The sequence below is a fragment of the Paenibacillus glycanilyticus genome, from assembly GCF_023715145.1.
In the GTDB taxonomy this organism is placed as follows: Bacteria; Bacillota; Bacilli; order Paenibacillales; family Paenibacillaceae; genus Pristimantibacillus; species Pristimantibacillus glycanilyticus_A.
Genome location: NZ_JAMBNP010000005.1, coordinates 479,348 through 496,013, shown reverse-complemented (window position 1 = coordinate 496,013; position 16,666 = coordinate 479,348). Strand labels below are relative to the sequence as shown.

The window sequence follows — 16,666 nt, the reverse complement described above, 5'->3', positions numbered from 1 at the left end:
CAACTCCGCATCATTGCTGTTTTAATAAAGCAGTAATTAAACTAGAATTAGTAACCAAACCGGTCAGTTTTCCATCACAATTAATAACTGGCAGGTTTTGAATATCATGTTGCTCCATCATCTCCACGGCTTCTGCGATGTCGGTTCCGACAGGGACGGACACAACTTTAGTGTTCATAATATCTTGAATGACAAGTTCTTCGTGACGAAACTGCTCCTCTAGCATTTCCTTTGTTACCATACCCTTTATAATTCGATCGTTATCGATTACAAGCAGCCTGTTCACATCGTGGTTTCTCATTAGCTCTAATCCGTGAACCAATTCTCTTGTCGGATCAACAGTTACAGGATTAGACAGCATCACGTGCTCGACCAGCAGCTTTGCCGGCTGTTTTAATCGATCTTCACCGATAAAGGTACGGACGAAATCGTTTTTGGGCCGATTAATAATATACTCTGGAGTATCTGCTTGAATAATTTCTCCTTCTTGCATAAGAACAATACGATCAGCAATTTTCAACGCTTCGTCCATATCGTGGGAAACAAAGACAATCGTTTTCCTTACTTCCTCTTGCAAGCGGATAAGTTCATCTTGCAGTTGCTCTCTGCTGATTGGATCGAGTGCGCTGAATGGCTCATCCATTAAAATGATGGAAGGTTCTGCAGCCATTGCGCGAATGACTCCGATTCGTTGCTGTTGACCCCCGCTTAATTCCGCCGGATAACGGTTTTTGTACAGGCTCGGATCGAGCCCAACCAAATCCATCAACTCATTCGTTCTGCTTTGATATGCATTCTTATCCATTTTTTTTAATCTTGGGACAATTTCAACATTATCCTTTATCTTCATATGCGGAAAAAGACCGATATTCTGAATAACGTAACCAATGTTTCGACGTAACTCGATCGGGTTTATTTTCGATATATCTTGTCCATCAATTCGGATACTGCCGGAAGTGGGCTCAACAAGACGGTTGATCATCTTCATGGTTGTTGTTTTGCCACAACCGCTCGGGCCGATAAGCGTAACTAGTTCTCCTTTTTTTATTTCTAGATTTATTCCTTTCAAGGCAGGAGCGCCGTCTTTATATTTCTTCACGACATTATTGAACTGTATCAAGGAAGGCACCTCGGTTTCCGCTTTCTTTATGCATTTTGAGGTTATTATGTCAAAAGTATCTCATCATTATGAGAGGTGATCCCTTAACGTATACAGAAGCTTACTGATTGAGAAAAAATTTCATTCATGTTTCTGTATTTTCGTATATCCAAACACCATATTGACAAGTCTTCTCTTTCAAAGAAATTGGATGTCGGCAAACAATGTTACTTCAATGAATTTTCATGGTAGTTCAATGATGAATTAAGACTTACTTCTTAGTTTGTTGAAGTTATTAATTGTATTCTCTCTCTACATCTTGTGCATCATTCAAATCAACAATCTTGCGAAGTTTCATACTCCAACAATCTAAGTTCAAGGAGTTGCATAGCACCTTGCAAATATGTATTGCTTCAGTTACACTTCCTTCTATTTTATAGTAATTAGTTATGACAGATATCATCTCAGCCTTTTCAGATAGAGTGCCAACATTTAATTCAATTTCAACTTTGTACTGCCCGTCATTATAGAGAAAATAACAAGCATCATCGAATGAGTTCCAACTTTTCAATGTTGGGTCATTTTTTATATTATCTATTTTCTTGAGTTCTTTGACTGCTTGTACAAAGTTAAAATTATATGGTCCGACAAACTCCATTCCATCTTCTGTTATTCTTCATATAGAAATGCTGCCCTTTACTTCAACAAAGCTGCAGTAGATCCTCCAATCCGCTGCAGTTTGTTGATTCTGACTCGTCATATAGACAAGTACATCATGAATTCCGCTGTTTCGAGCCGATTGGGCAGTTCATGATAATGAATAGCTTTACCGGATATTGGAACAATATATCCTAGGTTACCTCAAGAAAGGACACAGCTATGACGTCTAACAACAGGTCCGGGGAAAATAAGCAAATCAAAAATACCCCTGTTAGCGATACGCCCGAAAGCGACATTCAAAAATCGATTTCACAAAGCTTGTCCTGTACCCGAGAAGAATTGGAAAAGATTTTTTCACATAGTCACGACATTGTCATGCAGCCCTCCCGGTATGGTGCCGCGTATCAATATGAAGCACTCTCAGTTCATTGCAGCACCATTGTGGAAGAGAAGGAAGTTCTTTTCTTAAGATCTGCTTTCCTGGATATTGTCGCCCAAGAATCAGAGGTATTTCATACAATCGAACCTGAGAATATCGTGCATTTTTTTGAAAGCCGAGGTGTAACCTCGAACCGCGTTTCAATCGTAGAAGCACTGACCGATGCCGTAAAACAAATGATGAGCGGACATGTGGTTATCTTTTTTGACATGTGGAATAAAGCTCTCAGCTTTAACGCTTTTTCTGTTGAATCGAGAGCGGTAAACGAGCCAATTACAGAGCCTGTAGTACGTGGTCCACATGACAGCACCACAGAGGATCTAACGAAAAACATTGGTTTGCTTCGGACTCGATTGAGAAACCACCTTTTTAAAATTGAGATGTTTTCTACGGGCGGTGATTGCCAGACTACAGCCGCATTCGGCTACTTAGAAGGCGCCGTTAATCCAGAAACGCTGAAAGAGTTCAAAAAACGACTTGAAGCAACAAAAGATGTTGAAATACTGGATACCTCTTTTATTGAGGAATTAATAGAAGACAGCACCTATTCCCCTTTCCCGCAGTATCGCTATACGGAGAGGCCCGATACGGGAATCGCCGCCGTATTAGATGGCAAAATCATCGTTATGGTTTCAGGCTCGCCATCCATTATGATCTGTCCCGGTCTGTTCGCCGAATTTTTTGCGACAAGCGAGGATTACTATTACCGAACGGTCGAGGCAACTCTATTGCGGCAGCTTAGGATTATTGCTTTCTTCATGGCGCTTACGCTACCAAGTATTTATATTGCAATGAGCACCTTTCACTCAGAGCTGATCCCTACCGTACTGTTGATGGCTGTTCTGGAAACTCGTGAAGGCATCCCGTTTCCAGCACTTGTGGAAGCTTTGTTAATGGAGTTTTTCTTCGAGCTTCTGCGTGAAGCTGGTATACGCCTCCCCCGACCTGTCGGCTCAGCTGTTAGTATTGTTGGGGCTTTAGTCATTGGACAAGCTGCCATTCAAGCTAAAATTGCCTCGCCTATAATGATTATTATAGTAGCTTTGACAGGAATCGCTTCCTTTTCCATGCCTCAGTATTCGCTCGGGGTAGCGCTCAGGGTACTGCGTTTTCCGTTAATGATATTATCCGGAACTTTGGGCGGCTTCGGATTAATGATGGGGCTGCTGTTTATTCACTTGCATTTGACGTCTCTCAGATCCCTTGGGCAGCCTTATTTGGCAACGTTCGCTCCGCTGCGCATACGCGAGCTTCGTGATGTATGGATACGCGCTCCTTTGAAGACTCTTCTCCGGTCGCCGCGGAACAAGCACATGCACAAACAGCGGAAATCATAACGATTCGAGACCGTCCGTAGAGGAGAAAAATGATTATGAGAACAATCCATTCAATAGCCATTATACTCCTCTGTCTGTTCCTTTTAACCGGGTGCTGGGATAAATCCGAGCTGGTTGAGTTCGGCTATGTTCAGGCCGTAGCTTTTGATAAAACAAAAGCCGGCAAACTGAAATTGACCACGCTTTTCTTCAAACCAACCGGGGGGAGCGAAGGCAGCGAAGCTGGTAAACAATCAGGTCCAAGATCGTTTACGATTCAATCCGAGGCCTATACGGTTTTTGAAGCGATCAGGGACATCTCGCTACATTTCGGGCGTAAAGCCAAGTGGGATCATATGCGCGTCATTCTAATCAATGAAAAAGTTCTCCAGCAGCGGGATATCGGGGATATCATGGATTTTTTCGCCAGAGATCATGAACCGCGGGGGACGGCTTTAGTACTTGCTACAAAGGGAGAAGCCGCTGACTATTTGAAAGTAAAACCGATAATCGAATCAACACTCGGTGAGCAGCTGCGGTCCTTGGAGATTGCGGCAACCCGTTATTCGGCAAAGTCCATTCACTCGAGTCTTCTGGATCTAAGCATCCAACTGCACAGCGAGGTCGGAATTGCCCTGCTCCCCTACATTCAATTATCCAAAAAGACCGAAGAGCTTTCAGCTTCGGGCATTTCTATTATAAAAGGCGGTAAGCAGGTAAGTTCCCTGTCTCCGACAAAAGTTCAGCAGCTCTTGATGCTGACCAATCAATTCAAGGAGGGCAGTATTGAAATCCCTTGCGGTAAAGGGAACGACAAAGTGAAGGACGGTCTCGAAGTCCTCTCGGCAAAGACGAAGACTGCGACTTTTATTCAGAAAGATTCGCTGACCGTTAAGTTCAATACGAAAATTACAGGAACGGTTAGCGAGATGCATTGTTCCTCCATTGTTACTAGAGAAGATGAGAGCGCATTTAAAGAAAGAATTAGAAAAGCGGTTGAACAGGAATTTTTGGATTTAATAGATGAACTACAAACCAAACGGCTGGACGCGATAGGTATTGGCAACAAAATATTCGCCAAGCATCCTGCAGTATGGAAACGTTGGAGAGAGAATTGGGACGAGCGTTTCGACCTTGCTACTTTCGAGTGCCACGTTGAGATTCAATTACTTCATACCGGCGTCAACGTTGGAAAACCATACTCCGAGTATAAGGAGAAGTGAATGAATGTTAATTCGACTCGCTATTGTGATCCTGATCATCGCGGTAGTACTCGTCTTTGACGCTCCTAACTATAAAAAAAGCAACAAGCGAGGGCGTGCCGTTTACGGGATCTCCATCACGGCAGCCATCTATCTGGGACTTGATTATGCTGCAGGAAAAGATTGGCCGGATCTTCATAACGTTGCCGATTTTATTTTTTCCGCGCCGGCGAAAATGATCACAACCTATTTTGAATCCAAGTCCTGATATGGTTCAACTATCGTGTGGGGGTTTTGTTATGAATGTAAAAGAAACGGTCAGTCCCGTGCAAATGTCCACCTTGTTTTTTATCTTCATGACCGGATCCGCTATTATCAACATCCCAGGTCCGCTCATCGGCTTCGCAAAAAACGGAGCTTGGCTGTCTCTTCTCATTTCAAGCGCTTTTGGTTTCTTTGCTTTGGCCTGTATGCTTTATTTGCATAATAAATATCCGGGCTCTACGTATATTGATTATGCCAAGAAAATGGTGGGACCTTGGTTGACCGCATTATTATCGGTCCCTCTCATCCTGACTATGTGTCATATGGCTTCCGGAATCGTGCTTGATATGGGATTATTCTTAACCACAACGATGATGAAAAAAACGCCAATCTTTGTGTTCAACGCCTTCACCTTCACGCTCATTGCTTTTACAGTTCGGGCAGGCATTGAAGTAATGGTTCGCATGTTCACGAACCTTATTTTGATTATGCTGTTTTTCGTATTTATCGTGCTGCTGCTCTCGATACCCAATTATCATCCTGACTATATATTACCAATCATGCCGGACGGCATTAAGCCGGTTTTGCACGGTGCCTACTTTTCGTTTGGATTTCCGTTCGCGGAATCTTTTCTGTTTGCCATGCTGCTGCCGTTCGCAAAGAAGAATCCGGGCAAAAAATACAGTTTAAACCGATGGATGTATATCGCATTACTTCTCAACACCGTCATTTTAATCTTATCCGTGATTTGTGTCATTTTTGTAGCCGGACCGGTCTCAGGCGATGTCAAATATTCTTTATATATGGTTGCGCGTCTAATTGACTTTCAGGACATTATTCAGCGAATAGAATCCGTTATAGGCATGACATTAATCGCCGGTTCTTACATGAAAGCGACAGTCGTGTTGTTTGTTTTGAATCTAACTTTAAATCGTTTATTTGCCCTGCAGAACGATCGGCTTCTGATATTCCCTCTTGCTCTTATCACCTTGTTCCTGTCGGTTGTCATATTCGATAGCGAGATTCAATGGTTCGATATCGTCTCGAGCAAATGGCCGTTATGGATTGGTGCAGCTGGATTTGTTCCGCTGCTGCTCCTGACTCTGATCGCGAGTTGCAAACAAAAGTAGTCCGTAAGTTTCATCCGGTAAAACTATTCAACTGATTTCTTTGATAATGAGTATGTTGTATTTGTATGATTTACGTTCTCTTTCACTTTTGGACATTTTGTTGGACCTTCGTTAAACATCTTTATTTCCCCCACCATCTACATGTGCGAATTGTACAAAAAAGACCCCATGATCTAATCCCTCGTGCTTTCGATTCGTCTTAGTTTCTCCGTGTCCCGGGCTGGAGATGAACCGAAGAAGCGGGAGTACTCTCGATTAAACTGTGAAGGACTTTGATAGCCAACATGAAATGCGGCACTGGTTACTGAATAGCCCTCAAATGCAATGAGGTTTCTTGCCTCCAAAAGCCTTAATTGCTTTTGAAATTGAATAGGACTTAAACCGGTTGCCCTTTTAAACTGACGGTGAAAGGTATTCACAGCCATACCAGATTTTGATGCCAGATCACCAATGTCTATTGGCTTCATAAAATTTGCGCGAAACCATTTTACAATCTGGGAAATCTTAGATAAATTACTTTCCTGCAGACCAAATTGCCTCAGATTCCATCCTTGTGGTCCCATCAGAACGCGATAAAGGATTTCGCGCTCATAAGCTGGTGCAAGAGCTGGAATATCTTTTGGTGTCTTCGATAATCGCAATAAGCGCAGCCATGCCGCCATAAATTCAATGTCTATTTCACAAGCTGCGAAATGCTCGGAAGCAGTTGGGATTAGATTCTCAGGCAGATCTCTTAATAAACTCTGAAGAACATCCTGATTTAACCTAAGACCAAGGGACATGTAAGGACGGCCTTCATGATCTGGGTGTACACTCGCCGTTGCAGGAACATGTACCGGTAACACGTAATAGGATGGCCCTTTGAGGTCAGTGCAACGCTCCCCGATGGAAAGAATCTTTGTTCCTTGAACCGTAAAACCAATCATCGGCTCGTAGAGCGCTGCAAGCTGATGTGCGGGAATGTCTCCCTTAATCATACTTAGCCCGGGTACTCCGCTTTCAATTGGTCGAGTGCCTGCACTTTTCATTAGATCAATAATTTCATCAAGGATTTTATTCATACATTTATTTTATTACACGACTTCTTATTCCTCAACACCACTCTGAAATGATTCGGCACTTTTAGGCTCTTCTTATGATAAATATTAGGGATAATCGAGGTTATTCGAACGGGTCTATGGTGTTTTTAGGCAATAAGAAGGCATGATTAGATCTATATTAACTCAGCAGATGCGACTAATATTAAATCCAGATCGAACACAAAAAAGGAGTGAACTTATGAAAATTGCAATTGTAACAGGCGGAAGTAATGGCATTGGAAAGGCGACGGCTCTTGGGCTTGGCCAGCGCGGAATTAGCGTCATTCTCACATACAATTCCTATAAGGACCGGGCGGAAGCTGTCGTTAAGGAAATTGAGAAGAATAGTGGAGTTCGGGCAGTAGCACTGAAGTTGGATCTCACTCAACTATCATCATTCGAGGGTTTCGTTCTAGAAGTGAAAAAGTGCCTCAAAGAAATTTGGAACAGAACGACTTTTGATTACTTAGTTAATAATGGCGGTATTGGCGGGCCAATGATGTTCTCTGAGATGAGCGAAGAATATTTCGACAAGATTCTTAATACGAACTTCAAAGGACCGATTTTTTTAACACAACAGCTTGTCAGATTCATGGAGGATGCTGGAGCCATTGTAAATACTACGAGTTCATCAAAGAACCAATCATTTCCAGGCTACTCTGCCTACGGATCGTTAAAAGCAGCATTCTCAACTTGGACTCGCTACATCGCCAAAGAACTTGCCCCTCGCCAAATTCGGGTTAATGCCGTTTCTCCTGGTCCTACGCACAGCAATTTTGGTGATGGAGCATTCGATAAACATCCTGAATTCATTAAGCCGCTGGCTGAGCAATCTGTATTTGGCAGAATCGGCCAACCCGAAGATATTGGGAAGGTCATTGTGAACTTATTGTCCGATGATTTCAGCTGGGTTACAGCCCAGGACATTGAAGTGTCTGGCGGACATTTGCTTTAAGAAGGGTGTTCATTTGAGCAATAAGGATGGGAAGAGATATACAGGGGTGTCCTATCGTCATTTTCATGACTTATGGGACACCCCGTTTATTATCCAGGCACTTGAACCACATTCAGTCATATATAGGTGATAGCAGCTCGAACCTGTTGAGGAGGATTATATATAAGTGATGTTACATTACGGCAATATATAAAAAAGAGCCCAGCAGATCAAAAACCGATCCTGCTGGGCTTTTCGCGAATTGTCTTAATCGTTTTTATAAAGATCCCACTTGCTCATGAGTCTATTCCTTCTATTTATGCTTACACCTAATTTAACCGTTTCAATCCAGATCAAATTGATCGCCAATGACCTTAATCGCGTCGAAGGAAATGTAATAGCCCGATGATTTCGGGTTTTTATCGCCAACGTTGACGATTTTGATCGTGTGCTGCTTGCTGCCCAAATCGGGCAGCTCGAACAAGCGAGACTGGAATTCGTAGGACGGACTGTACAAATCGATATGGCTCGGCGTCACGAGCTCGCCGTCTACATAAATGTCAGCTTTGCCACGATCCGGTCCTTTGGTCCCTATTATAATGATCTTGGTACCTCGCAGCTTTACCTCTACCGAGCTATTCGTTTGGTTCGAATACCTGGCGCTATTGCCGCTGTTGCGAGGCGACAGATTCGTCTGCCACAATCCTTCGAATTTGACAGAAGCGTTCGTGTCTTCAATGGATGTTGTACTCGTATTGACCGCTTCCTCCTTCGTCGCCTTCGTCACGATCAGAGTGTCGACGATGACCGGCTTTTTCCCGATTGAGACAACTTCCGTCACGTTGATGATCCGTATGGAATGCTTCCCGTTTGGCAGCTTGCCCGTATCGAAGACCGCAGCCTGATAGGCATCCTTAACCGCATTCAAATTGATAATGACTTCCGACTCGGGACGATCATCGACGGTTACGGCAATCATCGGATTTTCGCTTGCTATTTGTTTAGACAACAATACGGCTCTCGTCCCGGTAAAAGAAAGCACGGCTTCGTCACCGACTGTATTCGACTCCATGGCATGCCCATTCGAGAACTCCGCGTCCGACCGCTTCTTCCAACTGCCCTTGAATTCGAAATCCAGATCATTCTCCTCTAGCCGGACCGTATACGCTTCAGATGGAACGGCCACCTGAATGGCGTCGACGTTAATGGACGTACCGGTCGATAACGAATCCTTCATTCCCGTCCATTTGATCGTCAGCGTATGAGGGCCTTTCGGCACGGATTGCTTCCAAATAACTTGGTTCAATTGTTTCCACTTGTTGAATAAGGACGGGGAGGCTACCTTCACGCCGTCGATGAAGACGTCCGCGATGCCTTGATCCGGTCCTTTCATGCCCAGCCAAGCCACTTCACCGCCATAGAACGCAAAGCTTACGCTGCCAGCGGCATCCAAGCGTTTGAGCGTGCCGTTCGAATAGCCTGCGTCGGAAACCGTAGACCATTTGCCGACGTACTCAAGCGCCGGATCGTTATTCTCATAGACGCCTTCGCCATGCGTCGACGTGCGGTCAAGGGTAGCGTTGAGCTTGTAGGTCCCGGCCCCTTCGAATGCGTGCACGTTTACAAAGTAATAGCCCGTCTCGAGAGCCCGGTAGACAATGGATTCTCCCGAGCTGCCCTCCGTCTCCGAATGCGCAACCATTCCAACGCTGGATTGAATCGTCTTGGCGGAATTATCATATAGGTAAAGGTCAAAATCCGACTCCGCGCTCCCCGTCAGCGTTAACGACAGCGTATCGCCTTGAAGCAGATGGACGAAATAGACATCATCCCAATTCTCGGTTAAATCCAATTTGCCTGACAGGCTCCCGCCTTCAAGCGACCTGCCCGGCAGTTCGTCGTCACTCAGCGCACCGAAGGCATCTAGCATTTTGCCGTTCGAAGTTTTGCCTTTCAACGAATCGAGCGGTTTGCCGCTAAGCAAGAGACGCGTTCTGACGGTAGCCGCATCCTGAGCCGGATCTTGACCAAGCAGCAGCGCGGCGACTCCCGCGGCATACGGAGCGGAAATAGACGTTCCCGTGCTCTTGCCATAATCCTCCACCGGAATTTCCAGGTTGATTCTAGCGACAGCAGCGTCGTTTGTTTCTACGTCGCTGAAGATGCCTTGATCCTTCAGACTGTAATTAGCGCCATCATAGATCGTGCCGGCAACGCCGGATGCAAAGCCCCAGCTTTCGTTTTCGCTATCCTCAAAACGAACGAAGTCCAAATGCAGCGTATCGCGCACAAACGGCGAATCTGCCAATCGGAATAATGAGCCGGGACCGGTCAAAAGCAGATGGCCGCCGCCATTTAAATAGGCGGTCATGTTCTCGACATCAGCCTCTTCGAGGGACGAATTGCCAAAGCCCGTAAACCAGATCACCGCTTCATAGTCCGTCAGCTTGTCGAGTGCCGGGCCGTTAGCTCCCATCGGCACCGTCTCCACGTCATACTCATAACCGGCGTCTTCCAGCAGATTGGCATAAACCGGGAGCGTGTCCGGATTGCCGATGTCATGCATATCGTCCTGCACAAGCAGCACGGACGGCTTCTCGCCGTCGGTGTTGCTTAGAAATTGCATCGCGTTGTTGAAAGCCTCTCGCCGCTGTTCAACGATTTGCATGGCTTCGAACCCGATAACGTTATAAACCGCCTTAAACGTACCGTTATCGATCTGTGCACCAAGTCCGATATTCCGGCTCGGAACCGTACTAAGCACCGCGAAGCCCGGAGCAGCCAAGTCTACCGTCTTTTGTCCGTAGTTGCTGAAATAGGCAAAAGATCCATCCGCGCCTACCGAAGCGACCGATACGAGATTCGGACTGTCATACGATGCCGGATATACAGGGTATTCGTCCAGGTTTTTCGGCGCTTTTAAGGTATTATCTTCCTTTACCTCATTCCCCGCAGAGACGGTGAATAGCATCGAGGAAGCTTTGATCGCATCCTCGAGCGCTCTGCTGTACGTATCCGTCGTCCAGCTCATGTTCGCAATGCGTGCTCCCGCGCGGTCTGCATAGTGAATGGCGCGAATGACATCGGAAGCGTATCCCGTTCCGTCCGGACCGAGTACCTTCAGCGGTAAAACCTGCACGTTTGGAGCGACACCCGAAATCCCGACGCCGTTATTAGCCGATGCTGCGATGACGCCGGCCACCGCTGTGCCGTGGAAATCCCCTTGACTCGCGTCAAAGACCGTCCGATCGTCGTTATAGAAGTCCCAACCGTTCACGTCATCCGCGTAACCGTCCCCGTCATCATCCATGCCGTTATTCGGAATTTCTCCCGCGTTTCGCCAAATGTTGGCTTTCAGATCGGGATGAGAAATGTCAATGCCCGTATCCAGAACAGCAACAACAACATCGTTGCCGTCATGCCCCATTTCCCACGCCTTCATGACGTTTATATCAAAGCCGGGCAAACCTTTAATCGGTCCGTCTATGATTTGTCCAACGTTGTGAAGTCCCCATTGGTTGGGGAACAAAGGATCGTTCGGCACGGAGGCCATACGGACCTTGACGTCCAGCTCCGCAAATTCCACATTCGGATCGTCCTTCAGCTCGGCTAAAATAGTTGTTGCGTTGGCGGGCATCGTTTCCAACACCATCAGATCCGTGCCCGGAAGCATCCGAGCTTCCGAGGTCGCGGCGAATTCGGAGCGGTACGTCGCGTCGGCCGCACCTTGCTTGAATTTGACGATAATCCGGCTTCGTTCTTCAGTTGCCGTCGCTTCCCGCTGTTTTCGGAGGCTGGTTAGAAATTTGTCCTGCTCGGTCACTGGAATCGAAAACACCGTCTGCGGCACGATGCCGTCGTCCGACGACAAGCTGTCCGTAATGACAGGAATCGAAGCAGTCGGAGGCCATTGGCTTTTTCGCATTTGGTTTAGGGTTGTTTGCTTCACCGGCTCCTGATCGACCGCCGCTCCCGCACCAGCAGCGAAACTCGTAACCGTCAGACCGAACGCCGTCGCCAATGAAAGCGCCGCGGCAAGCACTTGTTTGCTTCTATGTCTTTTCAAGGTTTTGGGCTCCTTCTGTCATAGATAATATTGCGCCTACAAGCTTTGAGCCGAGTAAGGGAAGCAGATCCTTCGCTTCCCTTCTCCTCCCCATTCTTGCGTGCAATCCCAAATGACAATTAAATTAAACCAGCGGCTGTCAACAAGTTGTGAAGCACCTTCGCTACGGCTTCGCGGCTTGTCGCGCCGAGCGGATCAAACGCGATGCCATTCTTCGTTGCATACCCCTCCATTAGACCGAGGTCGCTTACCTTCTGTACGCTGGATTGTGCGTACGGGCTGATCCGCGCCGCGTCCTCATAAGGCTTATGCGTACCGGACACTTTGGTAAGCTTGAGGAGCTCGGCCGCTCTGGCCAGCATAACCGTCAGATCTTGACGGCTGATTTGGGCGTTAGGACGGAAGTTACCGTCCGCGCCTTCGACGAGACCCGCCTCGTACGCCGCGGCGACGTCCTTGGCAAACCAATCTTTCGGCGTCACGTCGCCGAACGGTGCCGGCTCCGTTGTCCGCTGCAAGCCAAGTCCACGAACGAGCATGGACGCGAATTGAGCTCGCGTGACATTCGCCTTCGGCTCGAATTGTCCCGCCTTCGTGCCGTTCAGCAGGAACATGTCGGCCAACGATTGAATTTGGCTCTTTGCCCAGGATTTGTCGATATCGTTAAATGCAACATGGCGTTTTGCCGCTGCATAAGTCGACATGCCCGGACGGTCGACCGTCATGATCGCCGTGCTGCCAACCGTTTTGACCTTCGCGGCTGCAGGACTGACCATGCCGTCTTCTTCATACAATGCGCCAGCTGAAGAGATATCCGCACTTTGCCCGATTACGAAGGAACGCTTGAACGACTGTTCCGGCTGGAAGGATACCGGCGTCAACTTGCCGTTTACTGCGAATTCCGCCTCAAACGCGTAAGCGTCTCCCAAAAGAGTAGCTTCCGGATATGCAGCTTGGAATATGGCCTTAGCTTCCCTGTTCTTCGCGATTTGAATGTTCAATGCCGCGCCTTCGGAAGCGCCGGCGAGCGCCGACAACGGGAAAGCAACGGACGATGATTCGTTCCATGTGAAGATGATCGAGCTGTTCGCAGGCGCTTTGCGCAGCAAGTCGACTTGCGCAGGCGTCAGTTGAAGCTGCGCTTCCGCCGCATCCTTGTCTGACGCACTCAGCGAGATAGCTACCGGAGAGGATTTCGCGGCAGCGAGCGCCTGCTGTAGCGCCTCGTCCGTCACGGTCGCGATTAGCCGATCGCCTTGGAGAGCGGAGGCTGTCTTGGCGGCTGCCACCGTTTGCCCATCTTCAACAACGGTCGGCGCGATAACGCTTGCCGGCGGCGTATCTCCCTCACTGCCCGTTGTACCTCCATTGCCCGGATTGCCAGTACCCGGATTGCCGGTACCTGGATTGCCAGTACCCGGATTGCCGGTACCCGGGTCGCCGTCACCGGGATCGCCGTCACCGGGATCGCCGTCACCGGGGTCGCCGTCACCGGGATCGCCGATATTCGACTTACTGAACTTCATAGTCGAGTAAGCGATTGACATGTGCTCAAAATCGGCTTCGCCCGTTACTTTGTCGATATGCTGCGCAATAATGGCAAGCTCATACATTCCGTCCAGCTGCTCCAGATTATAATTTCCTTCGTCGTCATACTCGGGGAAACCCCAGCAGCTGCCATCGATCTGCTCAAACTTGATTGGTCCCGGTGCAATCGGCGCAAGCTCTTCATCGTACATGCTGGACACCATGCACTCCAATCCGTTCGGATCAAACGGCAAGGCGACGAGCAATACTTGCTGCATGTCTTTAGCGTTAAGCTTCGCCGACACATCGATAGGGTGGTCTGGAGCAGCAATGACATCCGACGTCCTCATGTCGGATACGCCCCATTCCGTCGGGTCGGAATCCTCGCCGACGTGAATGACGAACGGCAGGCGGAGATTCGGCAATCCTTCGCTTTCCAGGACCACTTCCCCTTCATAAACGCCATCCGCCGCATCTGCCAACGCTTTAGCCGTTAGAGTAAAGTCCGTAGCCCCATAAGGACCGACCATGATCGTTCCGTCGCCGCCCACACCTTCCAAGGTCATGTCGACTTTGGTCACGTCCGGGGTCGGTACGGCTCGAAGCGGATCCGGATCCGAAGTGACCAGCGGATGCATCTCCACTTTGGCCTTATAGGCCAGCGCCTCATCCGACTTGTTCTCCAGTTCCAGCGGCTTCGATGCCGCCATTCCGGCGTCGATCATGCCGAAGCTGACGCTGCCCGCCTCGCTTGCCATGTGGGTCGCGTTCATATAGCTGTCGTAGACCGTAATGGGATCCATCGATTTCAACAATGCGGGCGTCGCGATCGCGCCAGCTACGTTCGCCCGGCCAGTGCCTTGGGAATACACGTCATAACGCGTTCCCGACTCGTCGAGAATGCCTTCGGACGTATTGTCCAGCGCGGCGCGGATATCGAGGGGACCCCAATCCGGATGCGCCTCTTTCACGAGAAGCGCGAGTCCCGCTACGTGAGGCGTGGCCATGCTCGTTCCCGATTCGCGCATATAAGCTTTGCTGTAATCTGCACCCGGGTTAACTTTGCCGTACATTGGCCAAGTCGAGTAAACATTGACGCCAGGCGCCACAAGATCCGGCTTGATGCCGTAATTGCCGTCCGAGTTCGGCCCGCGGGAGCTGAAATCGGCCATATGGTCGCCTTCGTTTCTCTGCTTCTGAAAAGCTTCGAAAGTGAAGTTGAGCGTCTTGCCCGTGCCGAGTTGACGCGCGATCGATCGGCCTTCAACACCGGACATGTCAAACGTCGGAATGCTGTCAGCGCCAGGACCTGAATCAAGGCCGATCAAACCATTGCGCCCGACCTGATCCTCGGTCAGATCGGGAACCGACTGACCGTCGACAAGCTTTGAGTTTCCGTTGAACATGATAACGGCGAGCGCGCCATGATTCTTGGCGTTGGCCATTTTTTCGACGAACGTAATATCGCCGCGTGACACGAACGCAATCTTGCCTGCTGCGTTCACGTTCTTATAATCGGATTCTTTGCCGAGGCCGACGTACACCGCTTCAATCGGATCTGCTCCGAATAGAGTCCCGAAGTCTTCTTGGCCTAACTTCCATTCGCCAAGTTTCAGCGGCTTCGCTTCGGATGGCGCGCCGCCCGAGATTTGATGCTTGACTATCGCGTTATAGATCGGAATATCGCTTGGGCTCGTAACCGCGCCGACGGAGAAGGCGAGCTGAGCTCCCGACGGCGTACCCATCGAATAATAATAAGGACCCTGCGTCGCGGCGTTGCCGTTCGCGACAACAACGGTCACTCCCGCCAGTACCGCGTTGTTGACCGCGATTGAATCCGGCGAATTCGGGTTCTTGTTCTCGTCCGAGCCGAGCGACATGTTGATGACGTCAACGCCAGCTCGAACCGCCCGATCGAGACCATCGATGATCGTGGCCGAGGACCCTACTACCCGTCCATCGTCAATTCGACCCAGAACCTTATAAACGTAAAGATCCGCTTCATAAGCGACACCCTTCTGAACTTGCGCCGCCCCAGCGTTACTTGCCCGGCCCGTGATCGTCCCCGAAACGTGCGTTCCGTGCTGCGTGCCTTCGAATCCGATGCCGAGAGGATCTTGCATAGGCGTAAGAGGCGGCTCTTCGTAAGGATCCTCGTCCTGATAGAAGGTATCGTAGCCACCCGCAATACGCAAATCCGGATGCATGTAATCAACGCCCGTATCCAAGACGGCCACCTTCATGCCTTTGCCCGTATAGCCCTCTTCCCACGCTTTGTTGACTCCGATTTGCTTGAGCGGCGCTTCCTCGTACGACGGCTCTGCTGCGACGGCCGCTCCGCCTCCGTCTGCGGCAAGCGGATAATACGTCAGGTTTTCGCTAATGCCTACGACGCCCGGCAGCTTCGCCAGCGTCGGAAGCTGATCCGCGCGCACCGTGATTTCCATTCCGTTCAGGATCGTATTGAACTTGCGACTCACCTTCAGGGATACCCCCTTCGCCTTAGAGGCAGTAACGAAAGAGGCTTGTTCCTGTTGAATCGCCTGCGTCGCAGCCTGCGCGGAGAAAGCCTGTCTGCGCAACTGGGCTGAATATTTGCCGACAGCAATCGGCTCCTTGCTGAACCGTACAATGACGTTTACTTCGCTCGCTGATTTCGTATTGAGGTTCGGCGATAAAATTGGCATTGACATGCTAGATGCTTTCGTATCGGCAAGCGCTTCCCTCAGTTTCTTATAATCGATTTCCGGATGCACGCTCATTACGCCAGCGGTCACGTCACGATCTTCGGCCATGGCCTGCGAAGGCAGGTTTGTCAGCAGCATGGCGGCGGCAGCGAAAGCAGCCAAATGTTTTAGGAGTGCGTTTTTCAAAGGTTCGTTCCCCATTTCCGCAAAATGATAGACAAGTTCAAAAGCAAGAGAGTAGTAGTGCGCTTGCGGCGCAAAAC

Annotated in this window: 10 protein-coding genes; 5 read left to right on the top strand and 5 right to left on the bottom strand. The window is 48.8% G+C overall.

Features of this window, described 5'->3' with window-relative positions; all coding sequences use genetic code 11:
• Window positions 1–10: 10 nt before the first annotated feature.
• Both M3194_RS17205 and M3194_RS17200 read right to left on the bottom strand, forming a co-directional pair.
• Window positions 11–1,120, bottom strand: a complete 1,110-nt coding sequence (locus M3194_RS17205) for a betaine/proline/choline family ABC transporter ATP-binding protein (protein ID WP_251655300.1) — start codon at window positions 1,118–1,120, stop codon at window positions 11–13.
• 274 nt (window positions 1,121–1,394) lie between these two features.
• Window positions 1,395–1,757, bottom strand: a complete 363-nt coding sequence (locus M3194_RS17200; RefSeq protein ID WP_251655299.1) for a hypothetical protein — start codon at window positions 1,755–1,757, stop codon at window positions 1,395–1,397.
• Window positions 1,758–1,978: 221 nt separating this feature from the next.
• Here M3194_RS17200 and M3194_RS17195 point away from each other — a divergent pair, with 221 nt between their 5' ends.
• Genes M3194_RS17195 through M3194_RS17180 form a run of 4 tightly spaced genes read left to right on the top strand, consistent with a single transcriptional unit; the run spans window position 1,979 to window position 6,110 of the window.
• Entirely contained in the window at window positions 1,979–3,535 is a 1,557-nt protein-coding gene (locus M3194_RS17195) for a spore germination protein (protein WP_251655298.1), read from the top strand.
• Window positions 3,536–3,570: 35 nt separating this feature from the next.
• On the top strand, window positions 3,571–4,737 hold the full coding sequence (locus M3194_RS17190) for a Ger(x)C family spore germination protein (RefSeq protein ID WP_251655297.1): 1,167 nt from the start codon (window positions 3,571–3,573) through the stop codon (window positions 4,735–4,737).
• Window positions 4,738–4,741: 4 nt separating this feature from the next.
• Complete coding sequence (locus M3194_RS17185) at window positions 4,742–4,984, top strand: hypothetical protein (protein WP_251655296.1); 243 nt, start codon at window positions 4,742–4,744, stop codon at window positions 4,982–4,984.
• A 31-nt stretch (window positions 4,985–5,015) separates the two neighbouring features.
• Window positions 5,016–6,110, top strand: coding sequence for a GerAB/ArcD/ProY family transporter (locus M3194_RS17180; protein ID WP_251655295.1), 1,095 nt, complete (start codon window positions 5,016–5,018; stop codon window positions 6,108–6,110).
• A 173-nt stretch (window positions 6,111–6,283) separates the two neighbouring features.
• Here the strand turns inward: M3194_RS17180 and M3194_RS17175 are convergent, their stop codons facing one another.
• Window positions 6,284–7,171, bottom strand: coding sequence for an AraC family transcriptional regulator (locus M3194_RS17175; protein ID WP_251655294.1), 888 nt, complete (start codon window positions 7,169–7,171; stop codon window positions 6,284–6,286).
• 217 nt (window positions 7,172–7,388) lie between these two features.
• Here M3194_RS17175 and M3194_RS17170 point away from each other — a divergent pair, with 217 nt between their 5' ends.
• Window positions 7,389–8,144 carry an SDR family NAD(P)-dependent oxidoreductase gene (locus tag M3194_RS17170; protein WP_251655293.1) on the top strand — a complete coding sequence of 252 codons (756 nt, stop codon included), beginning with the start codon at window positions 7,389–7,391 and terminating at the stop codon, window positions 8,142–8,144.
• A 322-nt stretch (window positions 8,145–8,466) separates the two neighbouring features.
• Here the strand turns inward: M3194_RS17170 and M3194_RS17165 are convergent, their stop codons facing one another.
• The gene (locus M3194_RS17165) at window positions 8,467–12,189 is read right to left on the bottom strand and encodes a S8 family serine peptidase (RefSeq protein ID WP_251655292.1); all 3,723 of its coding nucleotides are present in this window, start codon (window positions 12,187–12,189) and stop codon (window positions 8,467–8,469) included.
• 119 nt (window positions 12,190–12,308) lie between these two features.
• Window positions 12,309–16,589 (bottom strand): S8 family serine peptidase, encoded by a 4,281-nt coding sequence (locus M3194_RS17160; protein ID WP_251655291.1) that lies wholly within the window; start codon window positions 16,587–16,589, stop codon window positions 12,309–12,311.
• Window positions 16,590–16,666 lie beyond the last annotated feature (77 nt).